Below are 16,276 nucleotides of genomic sequence, written 5' to 3' on the forward strand. Positions count from 1 at the left end.
TCCGCGCCCCGCGAGCGAGTTCCCCCGGAGCCCAGAAGTCGTTCGCAACCTTTCGGGGTCCAGTTGCGTCATACCGACAGAAGCCGGGACTAGCCCGGTGTGACCGCGGGAGGTTCCATGCGCATCAGACCCACCATCCTGACCCTCTTGGGCGCCGTCGCCGCGTCGAGCCTGCTCGTCGTGCCCCCGGCCCAGGCAGCGCCCTCCGTCGAGATCCGACCCGAAGCGTTGACCCGGGGCCCGGACGTCGCCGGACCCCACCTCGAGGGCAGCCGCACCATCGTCGACGACGGACTGCGGATCCGACTCGAGGAACCGGTGCTGGCGCTGCTCGGCCGATCCGGTCCGGCCTACGTTGCGGTGGTCGGCACCGGGCAGGGCGAGGACGCCCGCGTCGCCCGGGTCCGCCGCAACGGCTCGATCAAGACGATCGCCCCCGGTTTCCCCGGCGACCTGACGCTCTCCGCGGACGGGTCCGAGATCGTCTTCACCCGGGGCTACACACCCAGGCGCGCCAAGATCCTGGTCAAGTCGGCTCGCGGCGGTCCGATCCTGAGCCGACGAGCCTTCGGGGGCTACGTCTCGGTCCTCGACGTCACCGGCTCCCGAGTCCTGCTGAGTTCTCACGGCCCGGACCGGACCCTGACCTGGGACCACGCCTCGGACGAGGTGAGTCTGGTGATCCGCAAGGCCGCGTACGCCGCCGACACGACGGCGGATCGTTTCGCCTACTTCACCGCGGACCCCTACTTCGGGGGTTGCAGTGTCGTGGCCGCACTCAGTGCCCCGCGCCAGCGCCTGCTCACTTCCTGCGATGAACGGGTCGAAGCCTTCAACCCGAACGGCAACCGGATGGCCACGGTGGATCTGCTCTCCGACGGGATCGGACCGAACAAGGTCTGGGTCCGTACGACGAGCGGTCGACTGCTGGCGTCGTATACGACTGGCTACTTCGGGTCGATCTCCTGGGAGAGCAACGTCCGGCTACTCCTCGAGACCTATCGCTCGGGCAAGACCACGACGGCCCGCTGCGTCAAGGGTCGGTGTGAGGCCGCCGAGAAGGTCCGTCGGGTCCGAGCACCGAGGCCGACAGCGAGCTGAGTGCTGACCACTCCCGTGAGGGTGGCTCAGGTCCGGGTGGCGTCGTACGCCGCCTTGATCATCGGCGCCTGCAGCGGCAGGCGGGCGATGGACCCCGCGAGCAGGGGTTTGTTGCCCGCCCTGTCGGCGGCCACGCACATCTGCACGTTCGCGGGGAAGACCCCGACGAGCAGGCCGACGCTTCCCCAGCCGGCCACCTTGCGGGTCGCCGGCACGAGTAGTCCGGCAGCGAGCACCAACTCCGCGACCCCGCTGCCGATGATGACCTCGCGGTGCTTGGGCACCCACTTCGGCATGAGGCCGCGGTACACCCCCGGCTTCACCAGGTGAATGGTGCCGGAGACGGCGAAGATGCCGGCCAGGAGCTGGGTACTACGAGTGGGAGCCACGGACCAGAGTGTGTCAGAACATGATGGTCGAGAAGCGTGCCGTCTCCCGGAAGCCCACACGGTGGTAGGCCTTGCGGGCGGGGGTGTTCCACTCGTTCACGTAGAGCGAGACCGTCGGCGCGATCGTGCGCTGGACCAGCGCCACCACGGCCGCCATACCGGTCACGGCCAGCCCTTCACCACGGCGCTCGGGCGCCACCCAGACCCCCTGGATCTGCGCGACGTCATTGGTGGTGCAGGCCACCTCCGCCTTGAAGACCAGGTCGTCGCCGTCGAAGCGCGCGAACGACCACCCCCGCGTCACGAGCTGGGTGACCCGAGCCCGATAGAGGTCGGCGTTGTCTTTGGTCTCCGGTGAGATCCCCACCTCCTCGGTGTACATCGCCACGCAGGCGGGGTACAGCACCGACATGTCGTTCCGGTCGGTACGCCGCACCGACCGGTCCGGAGCCACGAGGGGCGGCCCGTCCATCACCAGGTGCGGCTGCCGCCAGCGAGTTTCCCGCGGAGGACCCCAGGCCGGGGCGACACCTTCGTAGAAGGCCTTCACCACGTCGTGTGGTCCCACGATGGTGGTCGCGGTCCGGTTGCGGGCCAGCGCGCGCTCGGCGAACGCCTCGGCGTCGGCGATGGTGGCCTGGATCGGGACCAGGTTGGCGCCGACATGGCAGGCCGCTACGAGGTCTCCGTGGTCGAACCGTCCCCAGATCTCTCCCCCGAGCCAGCGTGGTTCGAGGTTGGTGTTGAGGGCGCGGTGGAGCGCGAAGACGTTGACGACCGGATCCTGCTCCGCGAGGCGCAGGAACACGTCAAGGTCGGAGGATCCCAGCGGATGCACTCCGTGTCGCGTGGTCGGCACGGTCTGAGCCTACGAGCATGCAGCGTTCGCCGACGGACCCGCCTGCGATAGACGCTCCCCAGGGTCGGGAACGTCAGCTGATCGACACCTCGGCGCCGGTGCCCTCGACCGATTCCATGCCCTCGGCGATCCGCATGGCTTCCTCGATCAGCGTCTCGACGATCTTCGATTCGGGCACGGTCTTGATGACCTCACCTTTGACGAAGATCTGGCCCTTGCCGTTGCCCGAGGCCACCCCGAGGTCGGCCTCACGAGCCTCCCCGGGACCGTTGACGACACAGCCCATCACGGCCACCCGCAGCGGCACCTCGAGCCCCTCGAGACCGGCGGTGACCTCCTCGGCGAGCTTGTAGACGTCCACCTGGGCTCGACCACAGGACGGGCAGGACACGATCTCGAGACGACGCGGCTTGAGGTTCAGGGACTCCAGGATCTGCAGTCCCACCTTGATCTCCTCGACCGGTGGGGCCGAGAGGCTCACCCGAATGGTGTCGCCGATGCCCTGGGACAGCAGGTGACCGAAGGCCACCGAGGACTTGATCGTGCCCTGGAAAGCCGGACCGGCCTCGGTGACGCCGAGGTGGAGCGGCCAGTCCCCCGCCGCGGCGAGGAGTTCGTAGGCCCGGACCATCACGACAGGGTCGTTGTGCTTGACGGAGATCTTGAAGTCGTGGAAGTCGTGCTCCTCGAACAGGGACGCCTCCCAGACCGCGCTCTCGACCAGTGCCTCGGGGGTGGCCTTGCCGTACTTCTCCATGATCCGCTTGTCGAGGCTGCCGGCGTTCACACCGATTCGGATCGAGGTGCCACGGTCCTTTGCGGCCCGGGCGATCTCCTTGACCTGATCGTCGAACTTGCGGATGTTTCCGGGGTTCACCCGGACTGCGGCGCAGCCTGCATCGATGGCGGCGTAGACGTACTTCGGCTGGAAGTGGATGTCGGCGATCACCGGGATCTGGGAGTGCTCGGCGATCTCCTTGAGAGCGTCGGCGTCGTCCGTGCTGGGGCACGCGACTCGCACGATGTCGCAGCCTGTCGCGGTGAGTTCGGCGATCTGCTGAAGGGTCGCGTTCACGTCCGAGGTCAGCGTGGTGGTCATCGACTGCACCGAGATCGGCGACTCGCTGCCCACCCCGACCGAGCCGACTTTGATCTGGCGGGTCTTCCGACGGGGGGCGAGCACCGGAGGCGGCGCTTCGGGCATGCCGAGGCTGATGGCAGTCATGCTCGCAAGGCTACTCGCGGGCCGAAGGTCACTTGTTACTGACCGTCGTTACTACTACCGGGGCGTTATAACGGTCCGGTAGTAGTAACGACGGTCAGTAACTAAGGTTCAGCCGATCAGCCGGTCAGGCTGAGCGGGACCACGAAGTCGGCGACGATCAGTACGACTCCCATGACGAGCAGTGCGGAGGCCATCACGTAGGCGACGGGCAGCAACTTGGCGGCGTCGACGTACCCCGGGTCGGGTCGGCCGCGCAGTCGGGCCAGGCGACGGCGGATGGCCTCCCACGAGGCGCTGGCGATGTGGCCACCGTCGAGCGGCAGCACGGGCAGGAAGTTGAACATCCCGATGAAGAAGTTGAACCCGGCGATCAGGGAGAGCAGGAAGATCGTTTTCTCTACGATCGGGAAGTCCTGGTTGGCCACCGTCTCACCGGCGAACCGTCCGCCACCCACGATGCTCACGGGGCTGTCCTGGGCCCGCTCCTCGACACCGACGATGGCCTTGGCGACCTGCCACACCTTCACGGGGAGCGTCGCGATGGCCTGAACCGTGTCGACGGTCATGTAGCCCATCTGCTGGGCGGTGTAGATCGGGCCGCCCTTCTCCGTGACGATCTCGGTCGTCGGGCTGACCCCGAGGAAGCCGACCTGTGTGAGGTCGAGATCGGTCTGCGAGGTCGGACGGGCCTGAACGGTGGTGCTTGTGGTGCCGCTCAGCGCTTGACCGTCGCGTTCGTAGCCGATCACGGCGTTGCCGTCGTCGTTGGTGCGGATGAGATCGCGCAACTGGTCCCAGTCGGTGACCGCGGCGCCGTTGAAGGTCGTGATGACGTCCCCTGGCAGCAGACCCGCTTCAGCGGCGGGGGCGACGGGGTCGTTGGAAGTGCACTCGCGCTGGGACTCCTCGAAGGGCAGGACGCACTGCGACACGGTGTCCACGACCGGCTGACCCGGCTCCGCCTCGAGGGAGCGTTGCCCGTAGGTGGAGAACACGATCAGGAAGAGGAAGAAGGCGATGGCGATGTTGACCGAGGGCCCGCCGGCCATGACGACGATCTTCTTCCACGACGGCATTTTGTAGAACAGCCGGTCGGTGTCCTCGGGGCCGACCAATTCCCATTCAGCGGCCCGGGCGTCCGAGATCAGCTGGGTGAACATGCCGGTGTTGGACTTGCGGATCTTGACCTGCTGGTTGCCCTGGGCGTCGTAGGTGACGTCCTCGGCCAGATTCTCCGCCCCGGGTGGCAGCATCCCGACGATCTTGACGTAGCCACCCAGGGGGATCGCCTTGACGCCGTACTCCGTCTCGCCGACCTGCTTGCTCCAGACCGTGGGCCCGAAACCGATGAAGTACTGCGTGACCTTTCCGCCGAACTTCTTCGCGGGGATCATGTGGCCGAGTTCGTGCAGACCGATCGAGGCCAGGATCGCCACCACGAAGATGACGACACCGAGGGTGTAGTACAGAACGCTCACTACGGTTGTCCGATCAGTCGTGTGGTCTCGTCACGGGCCCAGGCGTCGGCGGCGAGGATGGTGTCCACCGTCAGGTCCACCCCTGAGCCTACGTCGTGCCGTGCAACCACCGCGGCGATCGTGTCGACGATCTCGACGAAGGCCAGTTTCCCCTGCCGGAACGCCTCCACGCAGACCTCGTTGGCCGCGTTGTAGACCGCGGGGGTGGTGCCCGCTCGCTCCCCCGCGCTGCGCGCCAACGACACGGCTGGGAAGGCCTCGCTGTCCAGGGGAAGGAACTCCCAGGTCTCGGGTCGGGTCCAGTCGACCGATGGGGCCGCTCCTGGGACCCGATCCGGCCAGGCCAGACCCAGCGCGATCGGGATCATCATCGTGGGAGGGCTGGCTTGGACGATCGTCGAGCCGTCCACGAACTCCACCATCGAGTGGACGACGCTGGTGGGGTGGACCACGACCTCGATGCGGTCGAAGGGGATCCCGAAGAGCAGGTGCGCCTCGATCACCTCGAGCCCTTTGTTGACCAGGGTGGCCGAGTTGATGGTGATCACCGGGCCCATGTCCCAGGTGGGGTGGTTCAGGGCCTCCTCGACGCTCACCTGGGCCAGTTCCTCGCGCGTGCGGCCACGGAAGGGCCCGCCCGACGCCGTCAGGACCAGGCGAGAGACCTCGGACTCCGAACCACTGCGCAGGCACTGGGCGATCGCGCTGTGCTCGGAGTCCACGGGGACGATCTGGTCGGTTCCCGCTCGGTCGAGGACCAGCGGGCCACCCATGATCAGTGATTCCTTGTTGGCCAGGGCCAGGACGTTCCCCGCGTCCAGGGCCGCCAGAGTGGGGCGGAGACCCACCGCTCCGGTGATGCCGTTGAGGACCACGTCGCAGCCCCGCCCCGCGGCCTCGATCGAGGCCTCCTCCCCCAGTCCCGAGTACGCCGGGGCGAACTCGGCGACCTGCGCCTCGAACAGGTCGGCGTTGCTACCGCCTGCCGTCAGCCCGGTCACCCGGAACCGGTCGGGGTTGGCACGCACCAGGTCCAGTGCCTGGGTGCCGATGGATCCGGTCGATCCGAGGATCACAACATCGCGAGGCGTCACAGCCTCAGTCTGACAGGCGACGGGCTCGGGCCACCGCGCTGGTTGCGGTGGCCGAGCAGCCAGACGACGAGGCTCGGAGCCCTGCGACGGATCCCCGGGAGTTCGCGTGGATGGAACCGGGTTTCGAGGCTCCTCGCTGGCGCTCGTCACACCTCAACCAGCGTGCGCGAGGCTCCTCGCTGGCGCTCGTCATACGTCAACCTCGAGAGAAGTGGCTCGATCTCCCTCTAAAGTCCGGCTATGACCTTCGACACCATCATCGCGTCCGCCCGCTGGTTCGACGGGACAGGTGGGCCCTCGGCGGTCCGGCACCTGGGCCTGCGGAACGGACGAGTGGCGGCCGTCAGCGCCGAACCTCTGGACGAGACCGGATGCGCCGAGGTCATCGACGCGGCGGGCAAGTGGGTGCTCCCCGGTCTGGTGGACATCCACACCCACTACGACGTCGAGGTCCTCCGTGGACCGGACCTCAGCGAGTCGGTGCGGCACGGGGTGACCACGATCTTCCTGGGTTCGTGCTCCCTGTCCACGATCCACGTGGACCCGGTCGACGCCGGCGACCTCTTCGGCCGGGTCGAGGCCATTCCGCGCCAGCACGTCATCGGCGCACTCGACGAGGCGAAGACATGGTCCAACGCCGAGGAGTACGTCGCCGCCCTCGAGTCGCTCCCGCTCGGCCCCAACCTCGCCGCCTTCATCGGACACTCCGACATGCGCGCCGCCACGATGGGTCTGGACCGATCGACCCGCAAGGAGGTCCGTCCCTCCCGTGGGGAGCAGACCGCGATGGAGCGCATGCTCACCGAGGCGCTCGACGCAGGGTTCATCGGCATGTCGTCCCAGCAACTGCTCTTCGACAAACTCGACGGCGACCTGTGCCGCTCGCGCACCTTGCCCTCGACGTACGCCAAGGGCAAGGAGATGCGGGGACTGCGTCGGATCCTGCGACGGCGTGAGCGCGCGCTCCAGGCCGGTCCGGACGCGAGCCACCCCCACACGATCCTCACCCAGGCCTTCGGCTCGATCGGGCTCCGAGGCAAGCCCCTGAAGACCAGCCTGCTGTCCGCGGCCGATATCAAGGCCATCCCGTTCATCATCTATCTCATGCGGGGCCTGGCCAAGGCGATCAACACCCTGGGCGGCGACTTCCGCTGGCAGCACCTGCCGGTCCCGTTCGAGGTGTACGCCGACGGCATCGACCTGGTCATCTTCGAGGAGTTCGGCTCCGGCGCCTCGGCCCTGCACCTGCAGGAGAAGCTCGCGCGCGACGAGCTGATGGCGGACCCCGACTACCGTGCCGGCTTCCGCAAGGACTACGAGTCGAAGTACGGCCCACGCGTGTGGCACCGCGACTTCTTCGACGCCGAGATCGTCGCGTGCCCCGACCCCAGCGTCGTCGGCAAGTCGTTCGGGCAGGTGGGCGAGGAACGTGGCGGTGCGCACCCCGTCGACGCCTTCCTCGATCTCGTGCTCGAGCACGGCACGGACATTCGGTGGCGGACCACGATCTCCAACCACCGACCGAAGCTGTTGAAGAAGATGGCTCAGGAGCAGGGGATCCAGATGGGCTTCTCCGACGCGGGCGCCCATCTGCGCAACATGGCCTTCTACAACTTCGGGCTGCGCCTGCTCAAGCACGTGCACGACGCCGAGCGAGCGGGTGCGCCCTTCATGTCCATGGAGCAGGCGGTGCACCGCCTGACCGGGGAGTTGGCCGATTGGTACTCCCTCGATGCCGGCCACCTGCGCGTAGGCGACCGCGCGGACCTCTTCCTGCTCGACCCCGAGCACCTCGACGGATCGCTGGAGGAGTACGCCGAGAGCCCGGTCGCGCAGTACGACGGCCTGTCCCGCATGGTCAACCGCAACGACGCCACGGTGCCGCTGGTGGTGATCGCCGGCCGTGCGGTGTGGCGTGATGGACGGCCCACCGAGGTGCTGGGCCACGAGCGGACCGGTCAGTTCCTCCGGGCCGACCAACCGACGGCCCCCGTTCAGCAACCCGTTCAGCAACCCAGCACGGTCCACCCAACGAGACCCGGGGCAGCTCAGCACTGAGATGTGATCCGTCCCTCACCTGCGCGCGGTGAGGAATGCCGTAGCGCGGAGGCCGGTTGGAGCAAATAGTCCAATCGTCAATCAGTTCTGAGGTCATCACTTCATGTCACGTGCATTCAACCCCGTCAAGATCGGCGCCTGGAACCTTCCGCAGTCCTTCGTCATGGCTCCCCTGACGCGCAACCGCGCGGGTGCCGGCAACGCGCCGACGGAGCTCAACGCCACCTACTACGGCCAGCGCGCGAGCGCCGGGCTGATCATCACCGAGGGCACCGCCCCGACCCAGGTTGGCCAGGGCTACCTCAACGTCCCGGGGCTCTACACCGACGAGCAGATCGCCGGCTGGAAGCTCGTCGCCGACGCCGTGCACGCTGAGAACGGCACGATCGTCGCCCAGATCATGCACGCCGGTCGCATCGCCCACACCGACAACAAGGCCGGCCTCGAGACCATCGCCCCGAGTGCCGTGCAGGCGCCCGGCGAGATGGTCACCGCCGAGGGCCCCAAGCCGCACGACGTACCCCGCGCGGTCGAGACCTCCGAGATCGCCACGCTGGTGACCGACTACGTGGTCGCCGCGCGCAACGCCCTGGCCGCCGGCCTGGACGGGGTCGAGGTCCACGCGGCCAACGGCTACCTCGCTCACCAGTTCCTCGACCCGACGATCAACCTGCGCGACGACGAGTACGGCGGCTCCCCGGAGAACCGGGCCCGCTTCGTCGTCGAGGTGGTCCGTGCGGTCTCGGACGCCATCGGCGCCGACCGCGTCGGCCTGCGGATCTCCCCCGGACACGCGTTCAACGGTGTCGGCGAGCAGCCCGGCGCCGACCTCGATGTCACCTACGGTGCGCTGATCGACGGGGTGAAGGACCTCGGTCTGGCCTACCTCAGCATCCTGGGTGACCCGACCTCGGCGCTGAACGCCGACCTGCGTACCCGCTTCGGGGGTTCGATCCTCTTCAACACCGGCTTCTCCGACATCACCGACCTCGACTCCATCGAGAAGCTTCTCGAGGACGGCGCCGGCGACGCGATCGTCGTGGGTCGACAGTTCATCTCGAACCCCGACCTCCCGCACCGCCTGCGCGAGGGCAGCGAGTTGAACGACCTCGACGGAGACCACATCTACGGTGGCGACGGAGTCGGCTACACCGACTACCCCACCTTGGACGCAGCTTCCTAGTCCCCTCAGCACCTCATCACCACCCAGCAGCACCTCGGCCCGGACGCTCGACCAGTGTCCGGGTCGAGGTCATTTCCACCGATTGAGAGCATCACCCCATGGACGAACTCTGGTACGCCTCCTACGGCAGCAACATGGACGCCGACCGGCTCGCCTGCTACGTCGCCGGAGGCACCCCCACCGGGGCACGACGCAGTTACGCCGGGGCCCGGGACCGCACCCTGCCCACCCGAAGCCGGCCGGTCGACCTCGCCGGCTCGGTCTACTTCGCCTGGCAGTCCCCGACCTGGGGAGGCGGGGTCGCCTTCTACGACCCCGAACGACCCGGGAGCTCGGCCGGCCGGGCCTACCGTCTGACGCTCGGCCAGTTCTCCGATGTGGCCGCGCAGGAGATGGGCCGCGCACCCGGCACCGATCTGGATCTCTCCGACCTGCTCACCGACGGGGTCCACGCCCTGGGGCCCGGCCGGTACGAAACGCTCCACGTGGTCGGTGAGATCGACGATCTGCCGGTGGTCACCTTCACCGCAGCCTGGACCGCGGACGAGGTGCCGTACAACGCCCCCACGGCGGCGTACCTCGCGACCATGGCCAGGGGACTGCGGTCGGGTCACCAATGGGACGACGATCAGTGCATCGACTATCTATTGGGCTGCGACGGCATCGGTGCGTGGACGCGAGACGACCTGCGCACTGCGCTCGCGGACGTCGTGAGCTGAGCCGTAGATCCAGCGAGAGGCTGCCGCCGACGTCGGTCATCTGAAACGATGTCTCCCATGAAGAAGCAGGCGCTCGTCCGGCGGCCCGGACCCCGTGTGACCGAGGGACTCCTGACCCACCTGGACCGCGTGCCGGTCGATCCCGAGCTCGCGATGAAGCAGTGGGAGGGGTACGCCGCGGCGCTGCGGGCCGAGGGCTGGGACCTGATCGAGGTCGACCCCGCCGACGACTGTCCCGACGCGGTCTTCGTGGAGGACTCGGTGGTGGTGCACCGCGACCTGGCCGTCATCACCCACCCGGGCGCCCCCGAACGTGAGGCCGAGACCGAGGGCACCGAACGAGCCCTGACCGAGCTCGGGTACCGGGTCGAGCGCATCGACGCCCCCGGCACCCTCGACGGCGGCGACGTCCTCAAGATCGGCGACATCGCCTACGTGGGAGTCGGCGGACGCACGAACCAGGTCGGGGTGGGCCAGTTGCGCGCCCTCCTGGCCAGCGTCGGACTCCGCGTGATCGACGTACCGTTGAGCAAGGTGCTGCACCTGAAGTCGGCGGTCACGGCCCTGCCCGACGGGACCGTCGTAGGTTACTCGCCCCTGGTCGACGACCCGACGGTGTGGGACGCCTTCCTGGACGTGCCCGAGGAGGGTGGCGCTCACGTCGTACTCCTCGACGACGAGACGGTCCTGATGGCCACCAGCGCACCGCAGACCGCGGCGCTGTACGAAGCCCGGGGGCTGCGAGTGGTCGCCGTGGACATGTCGGAGTTCGAGAAGCTCGAGGGCTGCGTCACCTGCCTGTCGGTGCGCTTGCGCGGCTGACCTGCGAAAAACCCGTTGCCCCTGCCCGCCGCCTGCGGCAGGATCGCATCAGTTCGTGCGCCACGGCGGCGTGCCCGACGAGAGGAGCGTGACATGTCCATGACTGTCCTTGGTCTGCCCACCCAGACCATCCTCGTCTCGCCCAGGAGCACGCTTTCCGATGACGCACGACTTCACGCACGACTCCCAGCACTCTCACACCACCAGCCCTGATCCCGACTTCGTCTTCGATTTCACCGCCTACGACGATCTCGCCGACGGCCAGCGATGGTCGACGTGGCTCGACGTCGAACCACTCTGCCGAGGTCCTCGACCACGTCCCGACTGGGTCGTGACCTCGCGGGGAGCCATCGACACCGATCTCGGTGTCCTGAAGACCGGCAAGGAGGCCGATGTCTTCCTGCTCGAGCGGAGCGATCCCCAGGACCCTGAGGGCGGCGTGGTGATGGCCGCCAAGCGCTACCGCGACACCGACCACCGCACCTTCCACCGGTCCGCCTCCTACACCGAGGGGCGCAGCATGAAGCGATCCCGCGACGAGCGCGCCCTGAAACGGAAGAGCACATTCGGCAAAATGGTCGCCCGGGGCGAGTGGGCCACCTCCGAGTGGACCGCGCTGACCCGGCTCTGGAATCTGGGGCTACCCGTGCCCTATCCCGTGCAGATCGACGGCACCGAAATCCTGATGGAGTGGGTCACGCATGAGGGTGAGACCGCCCCCCGGCTGGCGCAGACGCGGCCACCGGCGGACCTGCTGGGTTCCTACTTCGACCAGGTCCGTGACGCCATGGCCACCATGGTCCAGCACGGGGTCGTGCACGGCGACCTGTCGGCATACAACATCCTCGCCGCAGGCGACCGCCTGGTGATCATCGATCTCCCCCAGATCGTCGATCTGGTGGGCAACTCCGCAGGCTTCGACTTCCTGATGCGCGACTGCACGAACATGTGCGCCTGGTTCCGGACCAAGGGCCTTGACCAGGCCGATGAGCAGGAACTGTTCGCGACCTTGATCGCGCACGCCTTTTGAATGACTCGCCGAACTACTGACAGAACGAGTTGGAAGCGGCCCGAAAAGCCCCGAATCGGGGCTTTCGGAGCCGTTCTGTCAGTACTTTGGTTGGCTGGCCCCATCAACGGGTGGTCAATCAAGGGAGCGGCATGAAACGGATGCGTGGAGGCGTCGTCGACGTGACCTCGTTGGACGACTTCGATCGACGGGTGGGGCACGGCGCCCGGGATCTGGCCGGGTGGCGGATCGACGGCGTCGATCTGCGTGAGCGGGACGAGACCCTGACCGCTCTGGACGGTCACGACGCCCTGTTCATCGGGTGCGATCTTGCGGAACCGACGGTCGAGAAACTTCGGGAGGACGGCGCCCTGGTGCTGCCGCACACTCGTTCGACCCCGGTACGCACCGACAGGTCCGCGCTCTACACGCCGGCGGAGTTGTACGACGCGGACCACTACGACCAGAGCTTCGACGCTCGCGCCTACGCCTGGAGCCAACCTGCCGCCTCGGACGCCGAATCCAGCCCGGAACGGCTTCGGGTCCAGGCCCTGCACGACCACACCATCGACCAGGCACTTCTCGCGTGGGTCGAGACCCGGGACCTGGTCGGGGTGATGGGAGGCCATGCGCTGCGCCGCGGAGAGCAGGGGTACGCCGACGGCGCACGTCTGGGACACGCCCTGGGTTCGCGCCTGACGATCGCCACCGGCGGCGGGCCAGGTGCCATGGAGGCCGCGAACCTGGGTGCGGGCCTCGCCCGCCACTCCCCCGCCGACCTGGAATCCGCGCTGAGGTCGTTGGGCCGCACACCAGGGTTCCGGCCCTCGATCGACGCCTGGGCCCGGGCCGCTTTCGAGGTGATCGACCACCTGGGCGGCAGCGCGGCGATGAATCCGTCGCTGGGCATCCCCACGTGGCACTACGGTCATGAACCGCCCAACGTCCTCGCCACCACGATCGCGAAGTACTTCCGCAACGCCACCCGCGAAGCGATCCTGCTGCAGATCTGTGACGCAGGGATCGTCTTCCTCCCCGGAGCGGCAGGGACCGTGCAGGAGGTCTTCCAGGACGCGTGCGAGAACTACTACGCCGACCCGGCCTCGGTCGCACCGATGGTCCTGGTCGGCACGACCTACTGGACCGAGACCCTGCCGGTGTGGCCGCTGCTCCGTGCACTCGCCCGTGAACGCCCCATGGAGGACCACGTCCACCTCGTCGACACGGTGGACGAGGCCGCCGAACTCGTGCTCAACCGGCCACAGGCAACAGGACCTGGGTGAAGCGCTCACGAGCCTCGGTGAGGACCTCGCCGAAGTGTTGCAACAGGGCGTCGTTGATGGCCGGCCAAGCACGGCCCTCCACACTGCGACGAGCCGAGAGCCCCATCCTCCGGCGGACCAACACATCCGCGGCGATCCGGTCCACGCACCTGACGAGGTCCTCGCCGTTGCCGGGTTCGTAGAGGAAACCGCTCACCTCGTCGTCCACCACGTCGATCGGGCCACCCTGCCGTGGGGCCACGACCGGCACGCCGGACGCCAGCGCCTCCTGGGCGGCCTGACAGTAGGTCTCATGCCGACCGGTGTGCACGAAGACGTCCAGGGAGGCATAGGCCCTCCCCAACTCGTCGCCGTGCAGGGTGCCGAGGAAGTGCGCCTGGGGCAGCAGGACACGCAACCGCTGCTCCTCCGGACCCCCGCCGACGACCACCAGTGCGTAACGGGGGTCGTCGGCGAGGTGCGCGAGGAGGTCGAGCTCTTTCTCGGGTGCGAGGCGGCCGACGTACCCGATCAGGAGGCGGCCATCAGCCTCACCGAGGATCGCCCGGCGGAACTCCTCGCTGCGCCGGGCGGGGTGGAACCTCTCGAGGTCGACGCCACGGGGCCACAGGTGTGTGTTCGGGACCGCCAGATCACGCAACTGCGTCAGGCTCGCCGAGGAGGGAGCCAGAGTCCGGTCGACGCGGGAGTGGATCTTGCGGGTCAACGCGGCGGCCGCCCGCGCTCCACCGGGGACGTCGTACCGGTCAGCGAATCCGACCAGGTCGGTCTGGTAGATCGCGACCGAAGGGATCGCCATCTCGTCGGCCACCTTCGCCGCCTGATAACCCAGGGTGGCCGGGGAGGCGATGTGCACCACATCGGGGTCGAATCGCACCATCACCAGTTTGAGCCATCGGCGGGTCTCCAGCCCGATCCGGAAATCCGGGTAGAACGGAAGATTGGTGCCCCGCGCGTGCCGCACCGGGAAGCCGGCGTACGACGTGGGCCCGGTCGGAGCGACCACCTCGGCGTGGTGGCCGCGTGCCGCCAGGTGTTCCAGGACCCGGCACACCGAGTTGGTGACCCCGTTGATCTGCGGGAGGAACGACTCGGAAACCACGAGTACTCGCATACCGATGACGCTAGGGCCCGATCACCAACGGTCGTCACCGCATCCATGGCGCCCGGGTGCACGTCAGATGAACGGGTCAGGACCCGTCGACGAGCTTCGCCAGCCGCCCGCGCAGGGCATCGACCCGGTGAGCGTTGCCGTGCAGCCGGACGAACCCCTCCCCGAAGCTGGCCAGCAACGCGTCGTCCAAACGGCGTACGGCGCCCGGTGGGTAGCGGTAGTTCATCCGCTCGTTGAGCGCTTCGGCGTCCAGGTGACGCAGTGCTTCTGCCAGCTCGGTCAATGACGTGATGCCGAGTTCGAGCAGTAGACGCGCGATCCAGTCGTAGTGGTCGATGCGGGACCATCCCGCGTCGGCGTACTGCCCGGCGAGGAACGCAGCCAGGTCCCGGGGGCTGATCCGCGGGTCGTCGTCCTGATCGGCCTCCGGGGGCACCGCCGAGTGGAGTCGGTCGCGGATGGTGGAGAACTCCCGGTCGGCCAGCTCCAGGAGACCGGCGGCCAGGGTGAAACGGCGGTCGAAGTCGGCGCGGTGTTCGTCGGGGACCTGGCCCTTGTAGCGGATGTCGTGTTCGAACTCGGCCCAGGCGTGTTGCAGCACGGTACGGATCTGGACCTGGGCACTACGACCCCGCACCGGCGCGTGCTGCTGCTGGTGGGAGCGCTCAGCGTCGAGGCCGATCATCAGGTGACGGCTGGAGTACCCGAATCGTCCCTCGCTGGCTGTCTCGTCCCCGAGGTCGCGGTCGTCGAGCACCACTACCTGGTCGTCGAGCAGGTCGGCCACCGCCGCGACGTCACGGTGCACGTAGGTGATGACCCGGATGCCGATCTGGTCGGCGATGTCGATGGCCGGCTCCGCGAAAGCCGGCTGACCGTCCACCAGTCGGGTCGCCTTCCCAGCGAAGGAGGCGACGTCCTTGGCCCGTCCGGTGATGCTGAGATAGTTGATGCCGGCGTCGTCGAGGATCGAGGTCACCAGATCGACGTAGTGCTGGGCGGCGATCACCAACTCGGGGCGCTGTGCGGCGTAGGCACGCACAGCCCGGTCCACCCGCTCGGCGTGGCTCTCGGCCGGGGTCGGGCGGGGTGGCCGGGGGGTCGGAACCTGATCGGCGGGCAGGGTCGGGGTCACGATGTAGCCCGTCGCGCCGTCGCCGTACGTCGTGGTGTCGTCCGGGCGCAGACGTGCGTAGCGGCCGACGTAGGCGCACACCACGGCATCGACCTGGTCCTCCACCACCCGAAGGTCGCTCTTGCGGGTGGCACTGGCCAGGCGATGCATCAAGGCGGCCCACTCCTCGGAGGCATCCAGGGAGAGAACGGGTTCGCGGTCGCCGAGTCCTTCGACCAGGCGGGTCAGCCGGGTCAACGCCGCCTGTAGATCGGCGAAGGAACGTCCACTCTTCTGTTTGTACTTCAGGGTGCGTCCCAGCCCGAACAGCGCGACCGTCGCGGGATGGGGATAGACCTCGATCGCCCGCCTCCGCGCCGTCGAACCGGGGTCGACGTCGAGTCCCCATCGCTGGCACAGATCGGCCCCACGGGGCTGCGCCAACTCGGCCTTGCTCGTGTTAGAGGGGTGCGCCCCTGCGTCGAACCGGGCGAAGTCGGCGTTGAGAGCCCGTTCGCCGGGCCGGTTCCCGGTGGCGTTGGTGACGATCAGCGGAGCGTCGATCGAGACCAGACAGTCCTGAGCGACGTACTCCCCCACTGCGGCGTCGATCTCGTCATCGTCCCGCACCGAACTGATGTGGATCAGGCGACCCGAGTCATCGAGCACGGCCAACCCCGTGGGGCGACGCAACCCCCACGCCAGATCGATCCCCACGTCATACATGACCCCCACCCTGCCGTATCTCCGTCCCACAGGTGTGCAGCGGGCCGAGACGAATTCGGTCGATTCTGTGGTGGGGGTCACGCACACCCGTATCCTGAGGCG

Annotated in this window: 14 protein-coding genes; 7 read left to right on the plus strand and 7 right to left on the minus strand. The window is 68.0% G+C overall.

Annotated features, from left to right (window positions below):
• Positions 1 to 117: 117 nt before the first annotated feature.
• Positions 118 to 1,101 carry a hypothetical protein gene (locus tag ACYVLV_RS00810; protein WP_460806899.1) on the plus strand — a complete coding sequence of 328 codons (984 nt, stop codon included), beginning with the start codon at positions 118 to 120 and terminating at the stop codon, positions 1,099 to 1,101.
• Between the two features lie 26 nt (positions 1,102 to 1,127).
• On the opposite strand, the gene ACYVLV_RS00815 is transcribed toward ACYVLV_RS00810, so the two are convergent.
• From ACYVLV_RS00815 to ACYVLV_RS00835, 5 genes are all read right to left on the minus strand, one after another.
• Entirely contained in the window at positions 1,128 to 1,490 is a 363-nt protein-coding gene (locus ACYVLV_RS00815; protein ID WP_460806901.1) for a DoxX family protein, read from the minus strand.
• 13 nt (positions 1,491 to 1,503) lie between these two features.
• On the minus strand, positions 1,504 to 2,349 hold the full coding sequence (locus ACYVLV_RS00820; RefSeq protein ID WP_460806902.1) for a GNAT family N-acetyltransferase: 846 nt from the start codon (positions 2,347 to 2,349) through the stop codon (positions 1,504 to 1,506).
• 73 nt (positions 2,350 to 2,422) lie between these two features.
• Positions 2,423 to 3,574 (minus strand): flavodoxin-dependent (E)-4-hydroxy-3-methylbut-2-enyl-diphosphate synthase, encoded by a 1,152-nt coding sequence (gene ispG / locus ACYVLV_RS00825; protein ID WP_460806903.1) that lies wholly within the window; start codon positions 3,572 to 3,574, stop codon positions 2,423 to 2,425.
• A 116-nt stretch (positions 3,575 to 3,690) separates the two neighbouring features.
• Positions 3,691 to 5,052, minus strand: a complete 1,362-nt coding sequence (locus ACYVLV_RS00830) for a M50 family metallopeptidase (RefSeq protein WP_460806904.1) — start codon at positions 5,050 to 5,052, stop codon at positions 3,691 to 3,693.
• Positions 5,052 to 6,146, minus strand: a complete 1,095-nt coding sequence (locus ACYVLV_RS00835; RefSeq protein WP_460806906.1) for a 1-deoxy-D-xylulose-5-phosphate reductoisomerase — start codon at positions 6,144 to 6,146, stop codon at positions 5,052 to 5,054. The genes ACYVLV_RS00830 and ACYVLV_RS00835 overlap by 1 nt, the downstream gene beginning before the upstream one ends.
• 240 nt (positions 6,147 to 6,386) lie before the next feature.
• Between ACYVLV_RS00835 and ACYVLV_RS00840 the strand changes: the two genes are divergently transcribed.
• The 6 genes from ACYVLV_RS00840 to ACYVLV_RS00865 all read left to right on the plus strand — a co-directional run bounded on the left by ACYVLV_RS00840 (position 6,387) and on the right by ACYVLV_RS00865 (position 13,220).
• A complete protein-coding gene (locus tag ACYVLV_RS00840) occupies positions 6,387 to 8,204 on the plus strand; it encodes an N-acyl-D-amino-acid deacylase family protein (RefSeq protein WP_460806907.1) in 1,818 nt (605 codons plus the stop codon).
• A 103-nt stretch (positions 8,205 to 8,307) separates the two neighbouring features.
• Entirely contained in the window at positions 8,308 to 9,387 is a 1,080-nt protein-coding gene (locus ACYVLV_RS00845; protein ID WP_460806908.1) for an alkene reductase, read from the plus strand.
• A 98-nt stretch (positions 9,388 to 9,485) separates the two neighbouring features.
• Entirely contained in the window at positions 9,486 to 10,106 is a 621-nt protein-coding gene (locus tag ACYVLV_RS00850) for a histone deacetylase (protein WP_460806909.1), read from the plus strand.
• Positions 10,107 to 10,163: 57 nt separating this feature from the next.
• Complete coding sequence (gene ddaH / locus ACYVLV_RS00855) at positions 10,164 to 10,928, plus strand: dimethylargininase (protein WP_460806910.1); 765 nt, start codon at positions 10,164 to 10,166, stop codon at positions 10,926 to 10,928.
• Between the two features lie 160 nt (positions 10,929 to 11,088).
• Positions 11,089 to 11,958: a serine protein kinase RIO gene (locus tag ACYVLV_RS00860; protein WP_460806911.1), complete on the plus strand. Its 870-nt coding sequence runs from the start codon at positions 11,089 to 11,091 to the stop codon at positions 11,956 to 11,958.
• Positions 11,959 to 12,089: 131 nt separating this feature from the next.
• The gene (locus tag ACYVLV_RS00865; protein ID WP_460806913.1) at positions 12,090 to 13,220 is read left to right on the plus strand and encodes an LOG family protein; all 1,131 of its coding nucleotides are present in this window, start codon (positions 12,090 to 12,092) and stop codon (positions 13,218 to 13,220) included.
• Here the strand turns inward: ACYVLV_RS00865 and ACYVLV_RS00870 are convergent.
• Positions 13,189 to 14,334: a glycosyltransferase family 4 protein gene (locus tag ACYVLV_RS00870; protein WP_460806914.1), complete on the minus strand. Its 1,146-nt coding sequence runs from the start codon at positions 14,332 to 14,334 to the stop codon at positions 13,189 to 13,191. The two genes, ACYVLV_RS00865 and ACYVLV_RS00870, sit on opposite strands and share 32 nt — an antisense overlap.
• A gap of 76 nt (positions 14,335 to 14,410) precedes the next feature.
• Complete coding sequence (locus ACYVLV_RS00875; RefSeq protein WP_460806915.1) at positions 14,411 to 16,174, minus strand: DUF429 domain-containing protein; 1,764 nt, start codon at positions 16,172 to 16,174, stop codon at positions 14,411 to 14,413.
• Positions 16,175 to 16,276 lie beyond the last annotated feature (102 nt).

The sequence above is a fragment of the Nocardioides salsibiostraticola genome, assembly GCF_054783655.1.